Here is a 22775-nt window from a genome sequence, read left to right as displayed (position 1 = left end):
CTGGAAGTTATCGGAATAAAAGCTAGTAAATCTGCTTCTTTTTTCTTCACACGCTTTCCTGAGTGTGTTGAAACAGGGACTTTTTTGACCACCTGAAAGGGACGATGATAAGATGACATCAGAAAGGAAAAGGAGGAAGCTGTATATGATTGATATCATAATCGTTACACATGGCGAATATGGAAAAGCGATGCTGGCAAGCAGTGAACTCATCATGGGGGAACAGGAAAACGTACAGGCATTCGGCTTCTATTTAGGTGAAAGCGTCGAACATCTGAGGGACTCTATTTTGCAGGCAATCAGCTGTACGCGGAAGGGAAGTGAAATACTGATTCTAACAGATATGCGTTCTGGAAGTCCGTTTAATGTTACAGCGTCATTGATGAAGGATCACACATTTGAACACCTAACAGGAATCAATCTTCCCATTTTACTTGAGATTCTCTGTTCAAGAACGCAGATGGAGCTGAAGATGATGATAGCACACATAATGTCAGAGGGAATGAAAACGCTCATTCATGTTAATGAAATGCTGAAGGAGGACTAAACATGAAACATATTGTGTTATGCCGCATCGATGACCGTCTTATTCATGGGCAGGTTGTTACGGCATGGGTAAAGCAGACTGAGGGTAATCGTATTGTAATCATTGATGAAGCATTGGTGAAGGATGTTTTCTTACAGAAAATCATTAAGGCAGCGGCACCTTCCGATATTCGTATTGATATATACAATATAGAAAACGGAGTGTGTGAGTTGAAAAAGGAGGCTGAGGATAAAGAACGAATTATTATTTTGGTAAAGACTCCACAGGTAGTTGAGGCTTTAATTAATGAAGGTATTCTGCTGGATAAAGTGATTCTGGGGGGAATGGGGGCAAAGTCAGGCCGCAGGAAATTTAATCGCAATGTATCAGCAAGTGAAGAAGAAATCGAGTGTATGCAGCGCATCATGAATAAGCATATACCGATGTATTATCAGTTGGTACCGAATGAGTCGCCAAGTGATGTTGGTAAAATGATAAGCGGATAGGAAAGGAGAAGTATTATGAGTATTTTACAGGCTGTTTTACTGGGGATTATTTATTATTTGGGGAATAGCTCGATCATTGCAGGACCGGTTGGTTATTATTCTGTTTACAGGCCGTTGGTAAGCGGTTGTCTGACAGGGATGATTCTTGGTGATCCCGCACAGGGAACTATGATAGGAGCTACCATAAATCTGATGTATGTAGGGTTTATATCAGCAGGTGGTGCTTTGCCCGGAGATATGTGTCTGGCTGGGATCCTGGGAGCCGCTTTGGGAATTACAGGTGGTCTGGATACGGAAGCAGCTCTGGCGATTGCTGTCCCAATCGGATTGATTGGTACCTTACTTTGGTTTGGACGTCTGACACTGGATTCAGTATTTGCACATATGGCAGATCATCTGGCAGAAAAAGGCGAGGCTGGGAAGGTTTGGATTCCTTCTGTATTGTTGCCGCAGCTGATGCTGTTTGTGCTTACCTTTGTTCCATGTATGCTGGCATGCTATTTCGGAGCCAGCTATATTCAGGGTATTATTGATGCTCTTGGCGGGACAGTATTAAATATCCTCATGATAATCGGAGGGATGATGCCTGCTCTCGGTATTGGCTTGACGCTGATGTATATTTTCAAAGGAGAGGCAAAAATCTTTTTCTTCATCGGGTTCCTGATTTCTGTATATTCGGGATTGAGTATGATTGCGATTGGATTTATATCGCTTTGTATTGCAATCGTCTATACACAGAAAAAAGAGAGTACAGGAGGTAATGCGGCATGAGTGAAACTGTAGATAAGAAAAATCTGCTTTCCAGCAAAGAGGTTAATAGAGCCTGGCTGCTATGGCTGTTCAATAATCAGGCCTGTTACAATTATGAGCGTATGATGGGGATCGGCTTCCTTCATGCCATGACCCCGGCCTTTCGAAAGCTTTACAAGGATAATAAGGATTTACGTATAGAAGCCATGCAACGTCATACCAGCTTCTTTAATTGTGAGCCTTGTCTGGGGTCATCTATTGTTGGACTGGTTCTGGCGATGGAAGAACAGAAGGCATTGGGAGCTGAACTTGATAATGATGCAATCACCTCAATTAAAACCGGACTGATGGGGCCGCTTTCGGGTATTGGTGATACCTTGATACAGGGTGTCATCCTCCCCCTGCTTATTGCATTCGCTGTAGATTTTGCAAAAGGTGGTAACTGGGTCATTCCTCTTGTATTCTCATTGGTTATGGCGATTATTGTATTCGGCATATCACGCTTTGGATTTTTACTAGGTTATCGTAAAGGTTCAGATGCAATTCTCAGTATGCTGGAGAATGGTGTTATCAAACGTTTAATATCCGCTGCGAGTATTATGGGCTGTATGGTACTGGGAGCATTGGTTGTTAATTTTGTGACAATGAAATGCGGCATCAGCATCCCGCAGGCAGAGGGAAGCTTCTCCATGCAGGAGCAGCTATTTGACGCCATTCTTCCAAGTATGCTTCCGCTGTTATTGACACTGGGCTGCTACAAGCTGCTGAAAGCAGGAAAATCAAGTGTTTTGGTTATGCTGGTCATAATCGCTATTGGTGTTATTGGCGGATTAACGGGAATTTTGAGTGTATAGGGAGGCAATAGATGCAGATTAAACAATACCAAACAACGAAGTATATCATGGGAAATGGTGCACTTCGTGAAGTACAACGGTGGAAGGATAAAAAAATCGGCTTGGTTGTCGATGAAAATGTTTTGAAGGCATTACAGCTTGAAACAAAGCTGTTTGATGAGCTTTTAAAGGACTGCGATTATGAAGTCCTCTGTAATATGCCGCAGGAGCCTACCACAGAGCTTCTGGAACCGGCCATTCGAAAAGCGCAGCGCTTTGATCCGGATGTATTTGTGGCAATCGGAGGCGGCTCCGTCCTGGATAGTGCGAAGGTACTATGGCTGTTTACAGAATTCCCTGATTACACTTGGGAACAGGCATTTGCACCATATGCTGTAGAATCATTCACAAAGGAAAAGGAACTGATTGCCATTCCTACAACTAGTGGGACAGGCTCTGAAACAACGGGTTGTGCGGTAGTTAAGGATACAGAGAAAAGAAAGTGCATGGTTTTAAGCAATGAAATCATGCCAAGCACAGCCATTCTTGATTATGAGCTGTTGGTAAGTCTTCCCAAGCACGTCATTGCATTCTCCGGATGTGATGCTCTTGCCCATGCATTGGAGGCGGGTATTTCTGTTCTGGCTTCGGATATGGTACGGATGCAAAGTGTGCAGGCCGCTGTGCAGATTATAAAACAGCTGGAGGCTTCCTGCAATGGTGATTTGAATGCACGTCGTGATATCCATTTGAGTGCAACGATTGCAGGTGCATGTATCAATAACTCCATAACCGGTATGGCGCATGGAATGGATCAGGCCGGTGGTGATTTCAGAAAGCCGCATGGACTTATGACGGGGCTTATCCTGCCGTATACAATGTGTCATCTGCTGCCGCAGCCTTTATATGAGGAAGTGGCTGATCAGCTGGGAATCTGCGGGACCTCTATGGAAAAGCAGGAGCGTCTGATAGCAAGGATATGGGAGATGTATCGAAGAATAGAGATGCCGGTTACCCTACAGGAAGCAGGTATTGATCGTAAGACTTATATGTGTAAAATTGATACCTATGTGAAGCAGGCGATGCAGGATGCCAATGTGCAGTGTGCACCAAAGACCTTCTCTGCAGCTGAATTAAAAGCAATGTATCAGGAATTATATGATGGAAAAGAATGGAGGACAGCATATGAATGAGAAAATGAAGGTAGTAGCGATTACGGATGACCATAAGGTTGAGGTGAAAGAGGTTCGGCGTCCTGATGTAAAGCCGGGCAAAATACTGATGCATATCAAAGCATGTGCATTATGTACCTGGGAACAGCGTGTGTTTACACGGGAGTCCAAAATGCCGCTGCCATTTGTTGGAGGACATGAAATTGTCGGAAGCGTTGCGGCCGTTGGGGAGGGGGTAAGTGAACGAGAGTTTCCGATCGGAAGGAAGCTGACAGCTCGTTTGATTCAGGTTTGCGGAAAATGTTATTTCTGTCGTCATGGTGAAGAGAATCTGTGCGTAGATATCAATGCGCCGTTTGATAAGGAAATGGAAATACCAGGTACAGGAGGGCTTGGAGAATATCTGAATATTGATCCCTCTCAGGCTTACCTGCTGCCGGAATCACTCTCTGATACAGCAGCGGTGTTCAGCGAACCGCTGGCATGTGTGCTGAACTCGATTGAACGTGGACAGATTGCACTGGGAGATGATGTAGCGGTGTTAGGTGGAGGCATCATGGGAATGCTACATGTACTCTGTGCCAAGCTGTCGGGTGCACGCGTTATCATGAGTGAGCCGGATGCTAAACGTCGTGCTCTGGCAAAGACACTGGGATGTGATGATACTATCAACCCGATGGAAACAAATCCGGTTGATTACATAAAAAATCTGAATGGTATCGGTGCAGAGGCTGTCTTTAACACAACACCGATCAGTGCTGTTGCTAAGCAGGCTGTGGAGATGACAGCACCCTTGGGAAGATGCGTCATGTACAGCTCACAGCATCCTGATAAGCCGATTGAAATCAGTCCAAACTGGCTGCATTCCAGTGAAACGGTTATTACAGGAGCAGTAAGTCCAAGCGTACGTTCCTTTCAGCGGGCGGTCAATATGTTAAGTAAAGGGTTGATTGATCCAGAAAAATTGGTTTCCGGAGTATATCCGTGCAATCAGGCACAGGAAGCGTTTGAAGCAGCAATACGTCCGGATACATTTCGTATTATTATCACATTTTAACTTAAGGAGGAATATAAGATGTTAGTAAGTATGGCAGAAATCCTGCAACAGGCAAAAGAGGGACATTACGGAGTACCGGCTTTATCAGCTGTAGATGAGCTTTCATTGAGAGCATGCGTGGAAGCGGCTGAGGAAATGAATGCCCCCCTGATTATGCTTTGTGGCTGGGGTCATAATAAAGATATGCAGTATTTTGGCCGCATGCTGCATGATTTTGCGATCAAAGCGAGCGTACCGGTAGCGTTTATATTGGATCACAGTGCAACCTTTGAGGATGCGGTAAAAGGAATTCATGCCGGCTTTCATACCATCATGGTCGATCGCTCCTCCCTTCCATATGAGGAAAATGTCGCACAGGTGAAGGAGCTTGTGAAAATTGCACATGCTGCGGGTGTCGGTGTAGAGGCAGAGCTAGGTCATGTCGGTGTCGGTGAGAATTATGCTGTTGATGGTATTGCAGCCCTAACGCAGCCGGATGAAGCAGTCCGTTATGTGAAGGAGACAGGCGTTGACTGTCTGGCTGTGGCCATCGGATCCGCACATGGTGTTTATAAAGGAGAGCCAAAGCTTCGTCTTGATCTTTTAAAAGAGCTGGCAGAGAAAGTTCCGGTGCCATTGGTGCTGCATGGTGGCAGCGGTACCGGTGATGAGAATCTGGCAACGGCATGCCGTCTGGGTATCAGTAAGGTAAATGTAGCCAATGATTTATTCCGCGGAGCGTATAATAAAATACAGGAAGTCGGTATGGAGGGGAATAATATCTATGCCTTAATGCCGATGCTGCAGGAAGGATATAAGGAAACAGCAAAGCATTTCATTAAAATTCTGGGATGTGCAGATAAAGCATGGAAGGCAGAGCAATGTGTTTCTTCGGGATTGAAACAGGACCTAAATGAAGCAAAGTAACAAATAATCTAATAGAGAAATAAGATATCCTGTTATGGTGATTGTGACAGGATATTTTATGATTATCTGAAATCTATGATTGATCACATAAAATATGCTTACATGATATGGAAGCGAATTATACAGTTAACATAACATTCACACAAGGATGAATTTCTATAATCTGTCTATCATGCGGAAGAATATGGAGACTTTTTATATTGATAATTTATGAGGCATATTAGTTTACTAAGTTATAACTTAGTAAGTTATAACTTAGTAAACTTCGGAGTAAAATATAGGTTCTGAGTTGGTTTAAAAATCATAATTATAACATAGTTTAACTGTTTCTATTTAAATTAAATTATGAAAACAATATTTTATAACCCTTTAATAAATATGATTTTAATTTATTTTTTTTGTTTTTTAAATATATTAAAAAGAATTATTGAAATTTCCTTCAGAATTCTATATGATTGTAATAAAATTCAGGAGGTGTTTTATGTCGAAAAAATACCAGACAATGAAAAAAGCAATCAAGATGGAGATCAAGGAGCATAGGAAATCGTTTCTTGTATACCTAACCCTGCGCGCACTTGTAATTCTTGTTATGATTCTTCAGATATTCAACAGGAATTTTGAAAATGTATTTTTATGCCTGTTAACACTGATTTTGCTGATAGTACCGAGTTTTCTACAGGTAGAGCTGAAAATCGAACTGCCAACAGCATTGGAAATTATCATCCTGCTATTTATCTTTTCCGCAGAAATTCTCGGAGAAATCCAGTCTTTTTATATCCTGATTCCCATGTGGGATACCATCCTGCATACGCTGAACGGCTTTCTTGCGGCGGCAATCGGTTTTTCACTTGTGGATCTTTTGAATAATGATGATCGTCTGCAGTTTCGTCTTTCCCCTGTGTTTATGGCACTGGTTGCTTTCTGTTTTTCCATGACAATCGGTGTTGTATGGGAATTCTTTGAATTTGGTATGGATACCTTCATGGGGACGGATATGCAGAAGGATACGATCGTGCAAAGTATAACAACGGTTATGCTGGATCCAACCAACAGCAATATACCAATTACGATTGACGGAATCCATTCCGTTGCGGTAAATGGCAAAGAGCTGGGATTTAACGGTTATCTGGATATCGGACTGATTGATACTATGGAGGATTTGCTTGTGAATTTTATAGGCGCCTCTACATTTTCTATCCTTGGCTATTTTTATGTGAAAAAGCGTGGAAAGGGTGCTTTTACCAGACAATTCCTTCCTAGAAGAAAAACAAGAGATGCGGACTTTAAGCGTCTTGCCAGAAAAGAACTGGAGCAGGAGGAGCATGAAAAGCTGAAGGATGCAGGAAAAGAGGCATCTTGAAATTATTAGATATAAAAAAAGGATTGCGGGTCCGCAATCCTTTTGGAATAATGAACTATTGAATGCTCGTATCGTTTACAATAGTATCCGTGCTATCCTTTAAAGCCTCAATAACACAGAATTTCTTATAAAAAGCGATGCCATAGCCGATAATATCCTCATAACCCTCCGCCAGCATACCTTCTATATATTGTTTATCCTTTATCTGCTTACATGCGTGCTTTGCCGTGTTTTTTAATTCCGCAAGGGAAGTAGCTGTTTTTAGTTCTAATATCATCCCCCGATCACTTAAGGAACGAGGCGCAACCGCTATATCGAATCTTCCCAAACCGGACTCCTGATTAGACATGATGCGATAATTGCATAACAAGCCTATTAAAATGCCATGATAGAATTTCTCATCATAATCAAAATAGCTGATGGAAGTAAAAAGAAGGTCATTTACTATTTTATTTGCGGTTTCTATATCTTCCTTCAACAAGGCTTCAGCGAAATTCTCAGCATGTGCCTCCGTTTGTTCCTGAAACCATTCTTCAAATATGAGGGTATAAATTCTGTTGATTTCTTTGTTAGGAATCATCAGCTGGTATATACTCTTTTCTTCATCTATGCATTTTATGACTTTCAAATACCCCGTGAATAGAAGAAAGCTGTAAATGTTCTGTATTTTATCCATTTCACGGTAGGTGAGCTCATGTTTTATGGCTTTTTCAATCATCTTACCGGATGTCAATAAATCAAAATCCTCTCTCATATGTGAATTTGCTTTTTGAATGTACTGATAGATAATATCATTTCCACTCGTATTTGCACAGAAGGATTCCGGTGTATCGTTTCCCTGCTTGATTTTTTGAACATATTTCAGTACGCTCCATGGATTGTATATCTCTTTGTTTCCGAATAGATACCCATCATACCATTCTTTTATGGTTTGTTCATAGGATTTCAAATCGTAGTGTTCAAGGAGTATTATCGTTTCTTTTGGTGTAAATCCAAAGGATGTACTGGATTGATCTTCAGAAATGGAATATACACTAAAATTATTTAAGCCAGTGAAGATCGACTCTTTCGCAATTCTCAGGCAGCCTGTCAGAATCCCTTTTTCCAATGCATCATTTGTTTTTAGGGCAGCACCGAACATACCGCTTAAAAAGTCTGCCATTTCATCATAATATCCTTTTAAATATGCGCTTTGTAACGGAACATCGTATTCGTCAATCAAAAGAATAACATCTTTATGATAATGCTGCTTCAAGCAACCGCAAAGAAACTTTAATGCATTCTGCAGATCTACATCACTTTGTGTACGACGATAATATGCTATAAGCTGTTCTTTATCGAAGGTATTTAATTCCTCACTTTCGAGTAACTCCTGATTTTTTCTGACAATATCCTGGATTAGGATAGCGAACATCGCCTTTTGATTTTCAAACGTGTGTTTTTTCATATCTTTCAGAGTAATAAAAATGACCGGATACTGATTTTGGTATTGTAATGAGTCTGTATGATTGACAATATCCATATCGTTAAAAAGATAAGCATTATCCTTCTGCTTCATTGAGAAAAAATAATATAGCATACTCATATTCAGTGTTTTACCAAAACGGCGCGGTCTGGTATATAATGCGACCTTTTCATTTATAATGTCTGTAATGAATGATGTTTTGTCTACATAATAACAGTCTTTGTCAATCAGTTCCTTGAAATCTTCTATTCCAATCGGCAGACGTTTCATATGATCAGCTCCTTAACTTTATCCTTATTATACCACGATACCGAAACCGTATCGTAAGGAAATAATGTTTTGCGTACATGGTTATACAAAATGCATAATGCTATAAGGCATAGATGATATAGAAGGACTTTATTTCCCTTTCTTTCGCATGTTTTCATGTGAAAAGTACAGAAATAAGTGCTATACTATAGAGGTTGAAAAGAGGTGTCTATATGGAAATGCATAGAAATACACGCTGCTGGTGCGGCAGTGGAAAGAAATATAAGCAGTGCCATGAAAAATTTGATGAAAAGCTCGCAAAGCTGGCCAGGGAAGGACATATTGTACCGGATCGCTCTCTGATTAAAAACAAGGAAGATATCATCGGTATTAAGAAAAGTGGGAATATCAATACAGGAGTACTGGATCATGTCGCAAAGCATATTCATCCCGGTATGAGTACCGGTGAAATTGATCGTCTGGTATATGATTATACTGTTTCCCATGGTGCGATTCCTGCACCATTGAATTATGAAGGATTTCCGAAAAGCTGCTGTACATCTGTGAATGATGAGGTCTGTCACGGTATTCCGGATGACAGTATTATCCTGCAGGAAGGCGATATTGTAAATGTCGATGTATCAACAATCTTTCATGGCTACTATTCCGATGCTTCCCGTATGTTTATGATCGGGGAGGTCAGTGAAGAGGCAAGAAATCTGGTTGAGGTCACAAAGGAATGTCTGAACATTGGCATGGATGCCGTCAAGCCATGGGGACATGTCGGTGATATCGGTGCCGCCATTCATAAATATGCGACAAGCAGGGGATACAGCGTTGTTGTGGATTTTGCCGGACACGGTGTTGGCAAGGAGTTTCATGAGGATCCGGTAATCGGTCATGTCGGTCGTGCAGGCAGTGGTATGGTGCTGGCTCCCGGTATGGTATTTACGATTGAGCCCATGATCAATGTAGGAGATTATCATTTATATATTGATGAAGATAACGGATGGACATCCTATACAGAGGATGGTTCATTAAGTGCCCAGTGGGAGCATACCCTCCTGGTCACAGAACATGGTATTGAAATACTAACGTATTGATACAATAGAATATAGAGATGTCTGAATTAGTGTGAGCAACAAAATGTTTTTATAATGTAAGCAGATAGTATATGCAGTATTCAATACTTTATATGGTATCTGCTTTTTTGTACATCAGCTTCTTTGCACATAAATTGCCTGTGAAATAGCATTTTTCATAGTTTTTTTTTGAATTTGCTGAATCCTACGGTTTTTGTCACAAAAATGTCTTAAACAAGCAGGTTTAAAGTGTTTTCATAGTGCCTGTATTGTGTTAAAGTAGTAATAAGATAGATTAGGGAGGTATGCATATGAAGAAAATCAGTGGCAATAAGTTGTTGGTAAAGGCACTTCAGGAAGAGGGTGTGGATACGCTGTTTGCTTATCCGGGCGCCTGTACCATTGACATCAGTGATGAATTATATAAGCAGAACAGTATAAAAATCATTCTTCCAAGGCAGGAAATCGCTCTTGTTCATGAAGCGGATGCCTATGCACGTTCTACAGGGAAAACAGGGGTATGTCTCGTTACCAGTGGCCCGGGTGCGACAAATCTTGTGACCGGTCTTGCGACTGCCTATTATGACAGTGTTCCACTAGTATGCTTTACCGGACAGGTTGCCCGAAATTTAATCGGAAATGATGCGTTTCAGGAGGTGGATATTGTGGGAATCACCCGCAGTATCACTAAATACGGTGTCACGGTTCGCAGAAGGGAAGACCTGGGACGTATTATCAAAGAAGCCTTTTATATAGCGGCAAGCGGAAGACCCGGTCCGGTGCTGATCGATCTTCCAAAGGATGTTATGGGAGAGCTGGGAGAAGCAGATTATCCGGATAAGGTGAATATTCGGGGATATAAGCCCAATACTGCAGTGCATATCGGTCAGCTGAAGCGTGCTATCAAAATGCTGGGAAAGGCAAAACGTCCATTGTTTCTTGCCGGGGGCGGTGTGAATATTGCCCATGCAAATGAGGACTTTACAAAGCTGGTTAATAAAACGAATATACCTGTCATAACAACAATTATGGGGAAGGGGGCAATTCCAAGCAATCACCCGCTGTATGTGGGGAATATCGGAATGCATGGTGCCTATGCCTGTAATATGGCCGTAAATGAGTGCGATCTGCTGTTTTCCATCGGTACAAGATTCAATGACCGGATCACGGGAAAGCTGCATTCCTTTGCGCCCAATGCCAAAATAGTGCATATTGATATTGATACTGCCGCGATCTCTAAAAATATACAGGTAGACATCCCGATTGTTGCGGATGCCAGAGAAGCAATCAATAAAATGCTGGAATATGTGCATGAATATAATACAAAAAAGTGGCTGGATGAAATCGATGCATGGAAAAGCGTGCATCCACTCATGATGAAAAAGAAGCCGTATCTGACCCCGCAGGACATCATCGAAACTATCAACCGGGTATTTGAGGAGCTGATCGTTGTCACCGATGTCGGACAGCATCAGATGTTTACAGCACAGTTTATCGAGCTGACTAACAAGAAGAAGCTGTTGATGTCCGGAGGTCTTGGTACGATGGGCTATGGTCTTCCGGGGGCAATCGGCGCAAAAATTGGAAATCCGGATACTCCTGTACTATCCATTTCGGGAGATGGCGGGATGCAGATGAACATCCAGGAAATCGCAACAGCTGTACTGGAGGAGCTTCCTATTATAAATTGTATTTTCAATAATAACAATCTGGGCATGGTTCGGCAGTGGCAGAAGCTGTTCTATGGAAAGCGCTATGCCATGACCTGCCTTCGTGCCGGAGCTGCCTGCCGCAATAAATGCGGGGAAGTATCATGTCCTACGTATACTCCTGATTTCGTAAAGCTGGCGGAAAGCTATGGGGCAAAGGGTATCCGGGTAACGGAAAAGGAACAGATCGAGCCGGCACTTCGTGAGGCGATGAGCAGTAAGAAAACACCGGTGATCATCGAATTTATTATCAATCCGGAGGATCTTGTGTATCCGATGATACAGCCTGACGGCACCTTAAAGGATATGCTTATGGATTGTTAAAGTGATGCTGAAACAGGAAGGAGAGAATGGATATATGAATGGTAACGGTATGAAAAAACGTTGGATATCGCTGTATGTGGAAAATCAGGTAGGTGTTTTGTCTAAGATTTCCGGATTATTTTCCGGGAAATCATATAATCTTGACAGCCTTACCGTAGGAACGACGGAGGATCCTACCATATCCAGAATGACGATTGCGACAGTCAGTGATGATGAAACCTTTGAACAGATCAAGAAACAGCTGAATCGACTAGTGGAAGTAATTAAGGTCATAGATTTTACGGATATTTTTGTCCGTATGAAGGAAATTTTATATGTGAAGGTACAGAACTGTACCCTGCAGGAAAAAACGGAGCTGTTTCAAATCGCACAGACCTTTAAGGCAAAGGTGATTGATTATGGAAGAGACAGCCTCCTTCTGGAATTTGTGCAAACCGCAACAAAGAATGATGCGGTCATTAAGCTGATGAAAGAGGAATTCAGAGACATCGAGGTAGTTAGAGGTGGAAGTGTGGGAATCGAGTCAATCAGCATGATGGAACGTTGAATACACATGGAACGCAAAAATGTATATAACTAAGAAATAGGGATCAGAACATCTGGTCCTTTTCTATTTATTTGGCTGTTCGCAAATACAATAAGCGGTATAACGATTCTGTACATGCATATATGGATATGTGGTATAATGAACAGGAAATGCGGGGGTATACATAATGGTAAAGCATATGTCATTTAGCTCACTGGAAGAAATTGATGTGAGACTCTATGATTTTAAAATTCTGTTCGCGTATCATTCAAATAAAATAGAAAATGTCATGACACAAGAGATATTTTCGAAAAGGGCTCTGTGAATTGTTATACCGGTGATCTGAGAACACTGTTTGAAATAAAAATCAGGTGCATTGCTATAATTACTTGAAACTGCTTATCGTAGAGAAAAAAGCTCTGGATATAAACTTTATCAAGCGCATGCAGTATAAGCTTATGAAAGGTACATATGATGATATTCGTTACCATGATAAACAGGAACGTTCGGGTGAATTCAAAATACATGATTATGTAACCGGTAAAAATGAAATCGGCAGGTATCCTCATGAAGTCGAATCCGATGTGAAAGAGCTGTTATCAGAGCTTAATACATATCAGGGAACAGATTACTTTACAGCAGGAGTATATCTACATGCAATATTTGAACATATAATCCCTTTGCGGATGGCAGAGCAGGCAGGACATTGATGAATTATTATTTCATTATTCATGATATCGCCCCTGTTATCATTTACAATGAGGATAAACCGGCGTATTACCGTGCACTGGAGGCCTTTGATCACAAAGTGATTTGATTCCTTTAAAAAGCTTTATACAGGAAGAACAGGCAAAAACATGGTGTAAGAAAAAGGATTCAGGAAAAAAGCGGTTAAGGAAATTTCTGGAGTAAACTGTATATAAATAAGGAAGCAGGCACCCCATATGAGAGCATGGGGATTGCATTGCTTCCTTTTATTGGATAATATGCCAGAGATTCTGCCTTTTGATAGAGGTTGAGCAGAGAATCAGATCAATATGCAAACTGGCGGTAATAGCGTCTTGTTGTCAGATCATGACCAGTCACACGTTCATAATGAACAGCCAGTCGCTCGTCAAGAATTGTTGTCACAATGGAGGTTGCTATGATATCCATAAATTCCTCATCGATATCCGGACAACTGTAATCTGCGACATCAATCACTTCTGCATGATCGCTTAATTTTTTAATCAGTCGTTCCACACGATTATCAATCGGTCTTGTTTCATCCACACCCTTTACAAGAAATACAGGAGTATCCTTTTCAATCACTTCAAGGGTACCATGAAAGAATTCAGCACTTTTAATGGATTTTGTACGAATCCATTGCATTTCTTCAAGAATGCACATCGCATGTAAATAAATTTCCGGTGCCAGAGAGCCGCCTCCAATCCAGTATTGAATACCGGAATTATAATAGGTTTCGGCAATTCTTGCGGCAGTTGGCTCGAACTGTTCTTTTACAGCTACAAGATTCTCAGGAAGCTTCTCCAGCTGGTCAGCCAACCGGTTATAGGCATCGAATTCACCATTGTTAAACAGCAGCCGGAATGCCAGCAGGTAATGCTGAATATACTCAAACTCTACAGCATCCTTTGCTTTTCCGATGATGGAATAGGTAGCCAGCTGATCAACCGGTGTATCCGGTTTTCCACAAAATGCAATGACGCGGATTCCTTTTTTATTACAAAATTCGATCGCTTCCACTGTTTCACTGGTAGTACCTGATTTACTGGAAGTGATAACAATGGAATCCTTTGTCAGCTGTTTATTATCTGTCAGGATAACCTCTGATGCAATTTCACAATATGTGGGAATCGCACTTTTTGAACGCAGCAGATACTGAATCGGCTGCATGACTGCCAGAGAGCCTCCGGAGGAAATGAAGAATATGTTTTTAAATCCCTGCTTGCTTACCTCATCAGCAACCCGTTCGATTTCTCCTCTTGTATCATATGTTAGTTTAGCGTCTGTGAAATATGCTTCTTTATCAAAAATGTACATGTGTTTACCTCTCTTTTCTTTCTGTTTTCGTATGTTAATTATCTCCCAGTATGGAAATCATTACATCCCGTATCTGTGGACCATCAAACTCCGCAAGATAAATTTCCTGAGCCTTTCCAAGCATGATGCTACCATTTACGATTGGAAAAACGGCATGATTCCCTGTGATCATTGCCTTTAAATGTCCGGTGGGATTCCCGGCCATAGCACCATAGCTTTGCAGGAATCGAGCATGATAGTAGTCGTCCTCTTCGGGAAATATCATACCGAGTCTCTTCAAAATATCAGCCTTTAGACATTCCAGATTTTCATTTACTGTAATTCCCGTTGTTGTGTGTTTGGTGATGATATAAACTATTCCCTGCTGTATGCCGCATTCAGATACCAGTTTTTTTATATCCTCTGCAATCGGAATAAGCTCATTGTACGCCTGTGTTTCATAGGTCAATTCTCTGTATTCAGTCATAGAAACCGCCTCCGTTTAAAAAGTCAAGTGCATTTTCTCTGAATATCATTTGCTTTGTTCTCTCACGCCAATCCATGTTGTAAATCGCTTCTATCATGCGTCTTTGTTCAAGACGTGGCTCATCGCTTCCAAACATGATCTGGTGACGAAGACTGCGGTCAATCCAATGTGCGCCAATGTCTATACAGAAGCTCTGATGATAAAATTCTTTGGGATTGTCAAAATAAAGCAGAGCTGTGTCGGTATATACATTTTTATATTTCAGCATCAGCATGCATACCTCACGTACCCATGGCCATGCAAAGCCGCTCAGGCAGATACGTAAATGTGGATACGCACAGGCGACTTCTTCAAATAACAGCGGATGTGCATATTTACTCAGTGTATTGGGACGTGCAGACATTCCGGCATGAAATATGATTGGCTTATTAAATTCCTCGCATACCTCGTACAAAGCCCCGCATAACTCTTCATTTGGATAAAACCGTTGCTGGGAAGGATGAAGAACCAGACCGGATAAATGCAAATTCAAAAAGGCATGGCGGACAACATCCACGGCATCACTTCGATGCGGATCTACACTGGCAAAGCCGATAAATAGATCAGAATCTTTTTGTACCAGTTGAGCAACCTGTTCATTGGTGCCCAGATAAGCATTATGTGTTGTTGTTAAATCGAGGGGAAGAAGGCAAAGCATTTCAATATCCGATACCTTACACATCGTTTTCATAAAGGAAACAGGCTGAGTATCTGTCTCGTATAAGCCTGTCAGCCTGCGACAGGTTTGCAGCTGCGTTTCGCTTTGATGCAGCTCGTCAATAAAAGCCGGAGAAACATGCATATCAATTATCAATCCTGCCACCTCACTTTCATCCATCTGTAACTAGCAGGCAAGAATGCCGAGCCACGCACAAAGGATACCAAAGAGTGCAGTACCGACAATCATGGCAATGACGTTCACTTTCTTTTTCAAAAGCCAGTAGTAAATCCCCATGACACCAAGGCTGAGCATACCCGGCATGATACCGTCCAGTATTTCCTGAATGCTGGCAGCAGCGTCACCGGAGCCAATCGAGACTGGCGTATTAACAGTAATCAATTCCTTTGTCATACCACCGATTACCATAACACCGACAATAGAGGCAGCCAGCATAAATTTATTCATTAACCCGGATTTCTGAATTTTTTCCAGATAATTAGCACCAAGCTCATACCCCTTCATGGCACCAATATAACGGACGGCATATGCAGGAATATTGAAAATCAGCAGAAACAAGATTGTACCGAGAATATTTCCCTGTGCAGCCAGAGAGGTACCGACGCCAATGGCAAGAATACGAATCGTACCAAAGAAAACAGAATCTCCGATACCGGCCAGCGGTCCCATCAATGCGACCTTCATAGTACTGATGGAGGCAGTATCAAAGCTGCCCTGTCTTGCATTCATTTCCTCCATGGAAATGATGATACCTGCAATAAAGGTACTGAAATACATGGATGTGTTAAAGAATTCAAGATGACGCTGTAAGGAATCATTGAACTTTTCCGGATCATTATCATAAATTTTACGAAGTGCAGGAATCATCATGAATTCAAAGCCCATATGCATCTGACGCTCATAGTGCCAGGAAAATTCCATAGGAAGCGATCTCCAGAACATCTTATGCAGGTCTTTTTTTGTAATCAAATCACTGGTATTAGAAGTCATCATCTTCACCTCCGTCCGCAGCTACTGCGGTTTCTGAGAAAAAATCAACCTTTAGGAATGCGGCAATCACACCCAGCAGAGCAATACCGAGAACCGGTACACCGACATAAGCAGACAACAGGAAGCCCAGGAAGAAGAACATAATGACTTTCTTATTCAATGTCATTTGAGCCAGCATGGCGAATCCCATGCCAGGAAGCAATCCCGTTGCTATGGTAAGGCCGTCTGTGATAACAGCCGGTATGGAATTTACGAGTGTTTCCACCTGACCGCTTCCGATCAGGAAACCAAAAACAACCAGCAATGCAAAGGTCAGACTCTGAACGATACCATCTCCGATATGGATCATTTCTATGGCACGGTAGTTTCCCTTCTCTGCATACTTATCTGCCCAGGTACCGGTTAAAGGGAAGATGGCAGACATAAACAGATTTTCAAATATACTAGCAAGCAATGCGATAGGGTAAGCAAGTGTAACTGCTACTTCCGCACCCTTTCCCGTCGTAATTGCAAAAGCGGTACCAAGCACACCGCCAACAACAACATTAGGCGGTACAAATGCACCGATGGATTGTGCACCGATAAACGCCAGCTCCAGTGTACTTCCTATGATGATTCCCTTTGTGACATCCCCCAGGACCAGACCGACAAGCGGTCCTAATACAATTGGGTTTTTCAATAAGCTGGTACCCAATGCATAATCACAATTACCGAAAAATGCAATAGCCCCCAATAATAGTGCCTGTATCATTTTTTACTTCCTCCTTCATGCAGTGCGCTGCGGGCATCAATGGACTTATCCACTGGAATCATTCGGATTTCCACTTCGATTCCGGCATCCAGTAATTCCTGAATCCTTTTTTCCTCCACCGGATTCACATTGACCGCTCTGGAAATGCTGCGTGTGCCTTCTCTGGCCTTTGTTCCTCCCAGATTTACCGCTTTTACAGCAGGACACTGCGTCGCAATCTGATAAGCATCTTCTATGGATTCTACAACAATAAACAGCTTATACTTGTCTGTAACACCGCTGTTTAATGCTTCAATGGCATCCGCAAGTGTTTTGATTACCAGCTTGACACCGCTTGGCTTGGCAAGCTTGATTGTCGTTTTGCGCATCGCATCATTCATGACATCATCATTTGCAATGAGAATGCAGTCAGCCCCCAGTGCTGTTGTCCAGGAAAATGCCACCTGGCCGTGTAATAATCTGTGATCCACTCGTAAACACTTAATCATACGCTACCTCCTTCAGAACTCCTCGTCCTTTTTTTCTACCAGATCATCTCTGGTCATAAGTGTTATTCCCTCTCTTGCATTTTCAAGCAGAATCTCACGATTTTCTGTTTCAATCGTATCGGGACAGGACAATAGCAGGTCCAGAACCAGGTTCATATTGGTGCCGCTGAATACCTTAACGTTTTCATATGCACACAGCTGTGAACATACCGTATGAACACTTCCTCCTTTGATGTCACAGAGGAAGACGTATTCATGCTCCGGATGCTGCTTGATTTCCTGTTCGATTTGTTCCTTAAAATCCATAGGACTTTGAGAAGGATAAAGACAGAATGTATGGATATCATCCGCAAGCTTTCCAACGATCAAGGAAATGGAATGCTTCAGTCCCTTCGCAAATTCTCCATGGGAAGCTATGGTTATTTTTCTCAAGCTGTTATCTCCTTTCTTTTTGTGCATACAGGAAATTCCCTGTATTACTTTTATTTCTCATACGTATCCAAGCAAGGATCATGCCACAGCGCTGTAACCGACATGATTTTCTTTTCAAGGTATGCATCTGTATACAAGCAAAAAGCATGCCACAGGGCACGCTTAGGTATAATATTTTTTATAATTCAGATCATTTTTTACATAATCATACACATAGCCGATTTCAGCAACGGGAATCTGCACACCGTAAAAGGCTTCTACTGCTGTGAAGGCTGTTTCTACCTGCTGTATGAATACAGTATGCTCTTTTTCAAAGGCAAGCATATCCGGATACAGTTCGATTCCCTTGTTCATGACAAGCCGTTCGATCAGACAGCTCATGTGAACATACAGCCCGAAACAGGTGTTGTTGGCAAGGGAAATATTAAGGATTGTCTGTAAACGGTCTATAGCATCGGCAACATGCTCCAGCAATTTATTCGGATTCAATATGGTAAGACTGTTCATGATGTTGGAAAGCGAGAAATTCTTTAATATATTCTTCTTGAACAGAGTCAGCTGTTCCTTCGACATTGCATCCTCTATGCAATGATCAAATCCGTCAATCGTATCGTTGATAATTAAATCCTCAATCGGAATAAAATACAATTGGTCAATGTTTGGATTTAATGTCCCAATCACACAGAGTATATGATAATTATCAAACAGTGTGCAGTTCATTCCCTTTTCAACAAGCTCATTATAGTCATAAGCCAGTACACTGATTTCTGTGGACAGAGGCAAAGAATCTTCAATCGTCTGTTTTAGCTTTTCTGCAGTTCCCATACCGCTTGCACAGCTGCACAGGATGGCATGTTTTTTCTGTCGGTTTCGTTCGATGTGATAACTGGTAATATTACCAGAAACAACATCACGGAAGATATCCTCCATGCTTCGGCTTTGCAAAATACCGCTTCCTATTTCAAGCGCTGCCCGTGTACTGATATTGTTTATGATCCCAATATTGACATTGTTTAGGTGAAGTCCTTTATATATTTCCTCCAGACTTCCCATGTCCACAAGAAGAAACAGCTCTTCAGTTTCCCCCAGCTTTTTCAGATAGGTATTCAGCTGTTCCAATATGGAGCTCATGTCAACATTCAAAGGCATGTCGATCGCATCAAAAACATAGTTTCCCAAAGACTTATTTACCGCATCGGCAATACCGCTTGCGGTGGAAAAGCCATGGGCGAGTATCACACCGCATCGCTTTTGGTTGTCCTCCTCTGCGAACAGACTTTTAAAATAGAGAATGAAGATAATCGTTGCCATTGGCATGATATCGATATCCAGATAAGAGTTTAGGTATTTTCCTATTTCTGAGGCAATGCTGTATTCTCTGGGAAACCGGGTTTTCAGACAGTCCAGAAACAGCTCCGTCTTATCTTTATGTTTGGCTGACCAGTTTCGAAAGCTGTGGTAATCCTTTGTATAGGCATTGAGGTAGCTGCATACAGACAGTACATCGTTATTACTGATGGTGAGCTTATACTGACCGCTGACGATTCCGAAGATATGCTGAATACCGCTTTGATAGAAATCCTTTTCCTGCTTCAGTGCTTCTGTAAGAAGCACAGTGTCAAAATATTTCCACACAGCCTGCCTGCATCTTCTGATATAGCTTTCCTCATTCGCTGTATGGTTTTCAAATGCCTGAAAATGCTTTAGAAGCTCTTCATTAAGCCGTATGATTTCCTTATCCGTATGAATGAAATTCTGCAGATCATGCAGATTGATGAATTCGGTTGTTGTTGTATAAACGGAGCTTTTTTCCGTTATGCCGTTCAGTATCTGTTCCGGCAAACTGCTGAGCTGAATGCGCATTATCTGATTGTCATCATCTTGAAAAAGGGAATTGATGCAACAGGATTGCACACAGCTTTTTAAGCCTCCGATATTACCGGTAAAATCATGGGAAAGCAGGATATTATATACCTTGGTGCTGATGTGAATCGTTTTGCGAAGGCGCTGTTCCTCTTCCTTGAACATAGCATATAGAAGCTGTACCTTCTCCTGTACACCGCGCTGCTTTAATGTGGGAACGGTAATCGTCATAGGGATTCTGCGCTGCAGTGTTTTTAATAAGACCTCTTCCGGAGGCTCTGTTGTTGCAAGTATAAGACGTACCTTTGACGTATACCAGGTTTCATTATCTCCTACCTTGTGATAGATGGAACGATCCATAAACTGAAACAGCTTCTCCTGACATTCTGCTTTTAAATTGTGAACCTCGTCAAGAAACAATACTCCGCCATTTGCCAGCTCGATGAGTCCGGCCTTGTTCTGGTCAGCGCCGGTAAAGGCTCCTTTCACATAGCCAAACAGATTTGCAGTCAGCAGTTCGGGATTGTTCGCATATTCACTGCAATTCACTGCCATGAATTTTCCATGCTCCGAAAGGAGTCCGTTATTTCCCGCATATTCGTATGCCAGACGGGCAATCAGACTTTTACCTGTTCCTGTGGGGCCGTAGAGCATAAGAGGAAGCCCATCAGGTGGATACGCAATGGTAGCTCTGCATTGCTTGATCAGTTCAGACAAACTTCCGTCGTGTCCTATGAGTTTTTCAAAATCCTGTGGTTCATCTCTGCATTGGGACATTAGAAATTCGACAGATTTATAGCTGTTGTTTGGAATCTGCATACCGTATTCCTGCTCCATAAATTCTCTGTCAAGGAAAAACGATGGACGTGCTCCGATTTTTATCACTTTCTTTTGTGTTGTTAAAGCATGAAGCAAGGATGCAGTTTCATTTCGACTTATATGAATCTGTTCACTGATGATAATGGCTGTATTGGCTTCAAACATCTGCTGCTCACAGTTTCTACGGATTATTGCTAGTATTTTATCTCTCATGCCATCACCCCTTTGATAGAATAGTAATTTCAAAAAAAATAAATGTCAAGATTAAAATTTACATCCACTCTGTGGCACAATTCTTGCTAGAATATTGGTGAGAGGAGGGATTGCTCTGGAACCAAAATTTATTTACACACAAAAGCTTTCACAGACACTTCAGCTTTCGCAGTCGATGAAGAATTCGCTCGATATACTTAAAATGAGTCAGCAGGATTTGCTGGACTATATAAAAACATTAACGGAGAATAACCCTGTAATTGAATATACACCATCGACTGATATGCACCTTCTGCTGCAGGAAAAACATTGAAAGAGGATTTGTATCTGCAGCTGCACACAACAAAACAGGATGCTGATGAGGATATTTGTAATTTTTTGATTGAATCACTGGATGAGCATGGATTTCTTAACAGTTCAGCTGCAGAATATGCAGAAATACTTGGAAAAGCACCTATTTGTATTCAAAAAAATATCCAAATTCTGCAAATGTTTGAACCTGCCGGTGTTGCCGCAAGGGATAGTATAGACAGCATCCGTCTGCAGTTGTTAAGAAACAAGAAATATACTGCTGAGAAAATATTCACTCAGTATGCAGAAGAGCTTATCCGTAAGGACTATAAAGCGATAGCAAAGGACTGTGGGCTGTCAATGGAAGCTGTAACACAGAGTCTGCTGGAAATACAAGGCTGCCAGCCGTATCCCTGCAGCTCCTATGCTGGAGAAAACAATGCAATCCTTCTGCCTGATTTTGAAATTCAGACACTGGGCGATGAAATAGAAATAATACCAAAGCAATTGGGACACTTTCAGATTCAGGATGAATTACAGGCTGTAAAGAACGATAAAGAGCTCCGTGCGTATTTTGATGAGGCTTATTATTTTATTGATCATTTAAGTAAACGTAATAAAACACTCTTAATCATGGTAAATGCACTGATTCATATACAGAGAAACCATTTTCTCTATATGGATGAACTGCAGCCGTGCACACTGCTGGATATCGCCAATAAGACAGGATTTCATGAATCCACCGTATCCAGAACATTGTCAAATAAGTATTATCTTTTTCAAAATGAAATTTATGCAGTAAAGGATCTTTTTGTTTCTGCAACTAGGGATGGAAGCAGCAAGGATTCCATTCTTAAGGCAATTCAGAAGTTTGTGGAGCAGGAGGATAAAGAAAATCCTTATCGTGATCAGGATCTGGTGGAGCTGCTGGAAGAAATCGATTTGTATGTGTCCAGAAGGGCGATTGCAAAATATCGTTCCATTCTGCACATCCCAGGATCAAAAGAGCGGAAAATAAGGTGAAGCCTATTACCAGATTACAAGGGGATTATTTTATCATATTGTCTGCACAGGCTGTTGTAAAACAGTAGCAGCAAATAGAAAGCTTATACAATAATGCAGGATTCAATACATGTTTCATCCGTTAATATAACATCCTTCCAATATTTTCATGAAATGCAATATCTTTATAGCGGATACTTTATGTATCAGAATTTCCTAAATGTCAAAGCTCCT

The 22775-nt window shown here is 41.6% G+C and carries 23 protein-coding genes; 14 read left to right on the top strand and 9 right to left on the bottom strand.

The window, feature by feature from the left end; genetic code table 11:
* Positions 1–145: 145 nt before the first annotated feature.
* From G4D54_21785 to G4D54_21750, 8 genes are all read left to right on the top strand, one after another.
* Positions 146–547, top strand: a complete 402-nt coding sequence (locus G4D54_21785; protein QJA04875.1) for a PTS fructose transporter subunit IIA — start codon at positions 146–148, stop codon at positions 545–547.
* 2 nt (positions 548–549) lie between these two features.
* Entirely contained in the window at positions 550–1032 is a 483-nt protein-coding gene (locus G4D54_21780; GenBank protein QJA04874.1) for a PTS sugar transporter subunit IIB, read from the top strand.
* Positions 1033–1047: 15 nt separating this feature from the next.
* Entirely contained in the window at positions 1048–1803 is a 756-nt protein-coding gene (locus G4D54_21775; GenBank protein ID QJA04873.1) for a PTS sugar transporter subunit IIC, read from the top strand.
* Complete coding sequence (locus tag G4D54_21770) at positions 1800–2636, top strand: PTS system mannose/fructose/sorbose family transporter subunit IID (GenBank protein QJA04872.1); 837 nt, start codon at positions 1800–1802, stop codon at positions 2634–2636. Before G4D54_21775 ends, G4D54_21770 begins: the two co-directional genes overlap by 4 nt.
* An 11-nt stretch (positions 2637–2647) precedes the next feature.
* Positions 2648–3808, top strand: coding sequence for an iron-containing alcohol dehydrogenase (locus G4D54_21765; GenBank protein QJA04871.1), 1161 nt, complete (start codon positions 2648–2650; stop codon positions 3806–3808).
* On the top strand, positions 3801–4844 hold the full coding sequence (locus tag G4D54_21760) for an alcohol dehydrogenase catalytic domain-containing protein (protein QJA04870.1): 1044 nt from the start codon (positions 3801–3803) through the stop codon (positions 4842–4844). Before G4D54_21765 ends, G4D54_21760 begins: the two co-directional genes overlap by 8 nt.
* An 18-nt stretch (positions 4845–4862) precedes the next feature.
* Entirely contained in the window at positions 4863–5750 is an 888-nt protein-coding gene (locus tag G4D54_21755) for a class II fructose-bisphosphate aldolase (GenBank protein QJA04869.1), read from the top strand.
* A gap of 481 nt (positions 5751–6231) precedes the next feature.
* Positions 6232–7110 carry a hypothetical protein gene (locus G4D54_21750; GenBank protein QJA04868.1) on the top strand — a complete coding sequence of 293 codons (879 nt, stop codon included), beginning with the start codon at positions 6232–6234 and terminating at the stop codon, positions 7108–7110.
* A gap of 55 nt (positions 7111–7165) precedes the next feature.
* Here the strand turns inward: G4D54_21750 and G4D54_21745 are convergent, their stop codons facing one another.
* The gene (locus G4D54_21745) at positions 7166–8845 is read right to left on the bottom strand and encodes an AAA family ATPase (GenBank protein QJA04867.1); all 1680 of its coding nucleotides are present in this window, start codon (positions 8843–8845) and stop codon (positions 7166–7168) included.
* A 212-nt stretch (positions 8846–9057) separates the two neighbouring features.
* Here G4D54_21745 and G4D54_21740 point away from each other — a divergent pair, with 212 nt between their 5' ends.
* The 4 genes from G4D54_21740 (at position 9058) to G4D54_21725 (ending at position 13175) form a co-directional block, all read left to right on the top strand.
* Positions 9058–9927 (top strand): methionyl aminopeptidase, encoded by an 870-nt coding sequence (locus G4D54_21740; protein ID QJA04866.1) that lies wholly within the window; start codon positions 9058–9060, stop codon positions 9925–9927.
* 290 nt (positions 9928–10217) lie between these two features.
* A complete protein-coding gene (ilvB, locus tag G4D54_21735) occupies positions 10218–11939 on the top strand; it encodes a biosynthetic-type acetolactate synthase large subunit (protein ID QJA04865.1) in 1722 nt (573 codons plus the stop codon).
* A gap of 34 nt (positions 11940–11973) precedes the next feature.
* Complete coding sequence (ilvN, locus tag G4D54_21730) at positions 11974–12486, top strand: acetolactate synthase small subunit (GenBank protein QJA04864.1); 513 nt, start codon at positions 11974–11976, stop codon at positions 12484–12486.
* Positions 12487–12854: 368 nt separating this feature from the next.
* Positions 12855–13175, top strand: coding sequence for a hypothetical protein (locus G4D54_21725; protein ID QJA04863.1), 321 nt, complete (start codon positions 12855–12857; stop codon positions 13173–13175).
* A 322-nt stretch (positions 13176–13497) separates the two neighbouring features.
* Here the strand turns inward: G4D54_21725 and G4D54_21720 are convergent, their stop codons facing one another.
* The 8 genes from G4D54_21720 to G4D54_21685 form a co-directional block, all read right to left on the bottom strand.
* Positions 13498–14508 carry an SIS domain-containing protein gene (locus tag G4D54_21720; protein ID QJA04862.1) on the bottom strand — a complete coding sequence of 337 codons (1011 nt, stop codon included), beginning with the start codon at positions 14506–14508 and terminating at the stop codon, positions 13498–13500.
* Positions 14509–14542: 34 nt separating this feature from the next.
* Positions 14543–14974 carry a YjbQ family protein gene (locus tag G4D54_21715; GenBank protein QJA04861.1) on the bottom strand — a complete coding sequence of 144 codons (432 nt, stop codon included), beginning with the start codon at positions 14972–14974 and terminating at the stop codon, positions 14543–14545.
* Positions 14967–15815 (bottom strand): amidohydrolase family protein, encoded by an 849-nt coding sequence (locus G4D54_21710; protein ID QJA05267.1) that lies wholly within the window; start codon positions 15813–15815, stop codon positions 14967–14969. Before G4D54_21710 ends, G4D54_21715 begins: the two co-directional genes overlap by 8 nt.
* 42 nt (positions 15816–15857) lie before the next feature.
* Entirely contained in the window at positions 15858–16682 is an 825-nt protein-coding gene (locus G4D54_21705) for a PTS system mannose/fructose/sorbose family transporter subunit IID (protein ID QJA05266.1), read from the bottom strand.
* The gene (locus G4D54_21700; protein QJA04860.1) at positions 16672–17433 is read right to left on the bottom strand and encodes a PTS sugar transporter subunit IIC; all 762 of its coding nucleotides are present in this window, start codon (positions 17431–17433) and stop codon (positions 16672–16674) included. The genes G4D54_21705 and G4D54_21700 overlap by 11 nt, the downstream gene beginning before the upstream one ends.
* A complete protein-coding gene (locus tag G4D54_21695) occupies positions 17430–17921 on the bottom strand; it encodes a PTS sugar transporter subunit IIB (protein QJA04859.1) in 492 nt (163 codons plus the stop codon). The genes G4D54_21700 and G4D54_21695 overlap by 4 nt, the downstream gene beginning before the upstream one ends.
* A 12-nt stretch (positions 17922–17933) precedes the next feature.
* Positions 17934–18380: a PTS sugar transporter subunit IIA gene (locus G4D54_21690; protein QJA04858.1), complete on the bottom strand. Its 447-nt coding sequence runs from the start codon at positions 18378–18380 to the stop codon at positions 17934–17936.
* Positions 18381–18515: 135 nt separating this feature from the next.
* On the bottom strand, positions 18516–21248 hold the full coding sequence (locus tag G4D54_21685) for a sigma 54-interacting transcriptional regulator (protein QJA04857.1): 2733 nt from the start codon (positions 21246–21248) through the stop codon (positions 18516–18518).
* Positions 21249–21423: 175 nt separating this feature from the next.
* Here G4D54_21685 and G4D54_21680 point away from each other — a divergent pair, with 175 nt between their 5' ends.
* Both G4D54_21680 and G4D54_21675 read left to right on the top strand, forming a co-directional pair.
* Positions 21424–21561 carry a hypothetical protein gene (locus G4D54_21680; GenBank protein ID QJA04856.1) on the top strand — a complete coding sequence of 46 codons (138 nt, stop codon included), beginning with the start codon at positions 21424–21426 and terminating at the stop codon, positions 21559–21561.
* Positions 21558–22562 (top strand): RNA polymerase subunit sigma-54, encoded by a 1005-nt coding sequence (locus tag G4D54_21675; GenBank protein ID QJA04855.1) that lies wholly within the window; start codon positions 21558–21560, stop codon positions 22560–22562. The genes G4D54_21680 and G4D54_21675 overlap by 4 nt, the downstream gene beginning before the upstream one ends.
* The last annotated feature ends 213 nt before the right edge of the window (positions 22563–22775 follow it).

Origin of the sequence: [Clostridium] innocuum (assembly GCA_012317185.1) — a bacterium.
GTDB lineage: Bacteria > Bacillota_I > Bacilli_A > Erysipelotrichales > Erysipelotrichaceae > Clostridium_AQ > Clostridium_AQ innocuum.
Note: the sequence above shows the minus strand (reverse complement) of the source record. Positions and strands in the feature narration are given on the sequence as shown.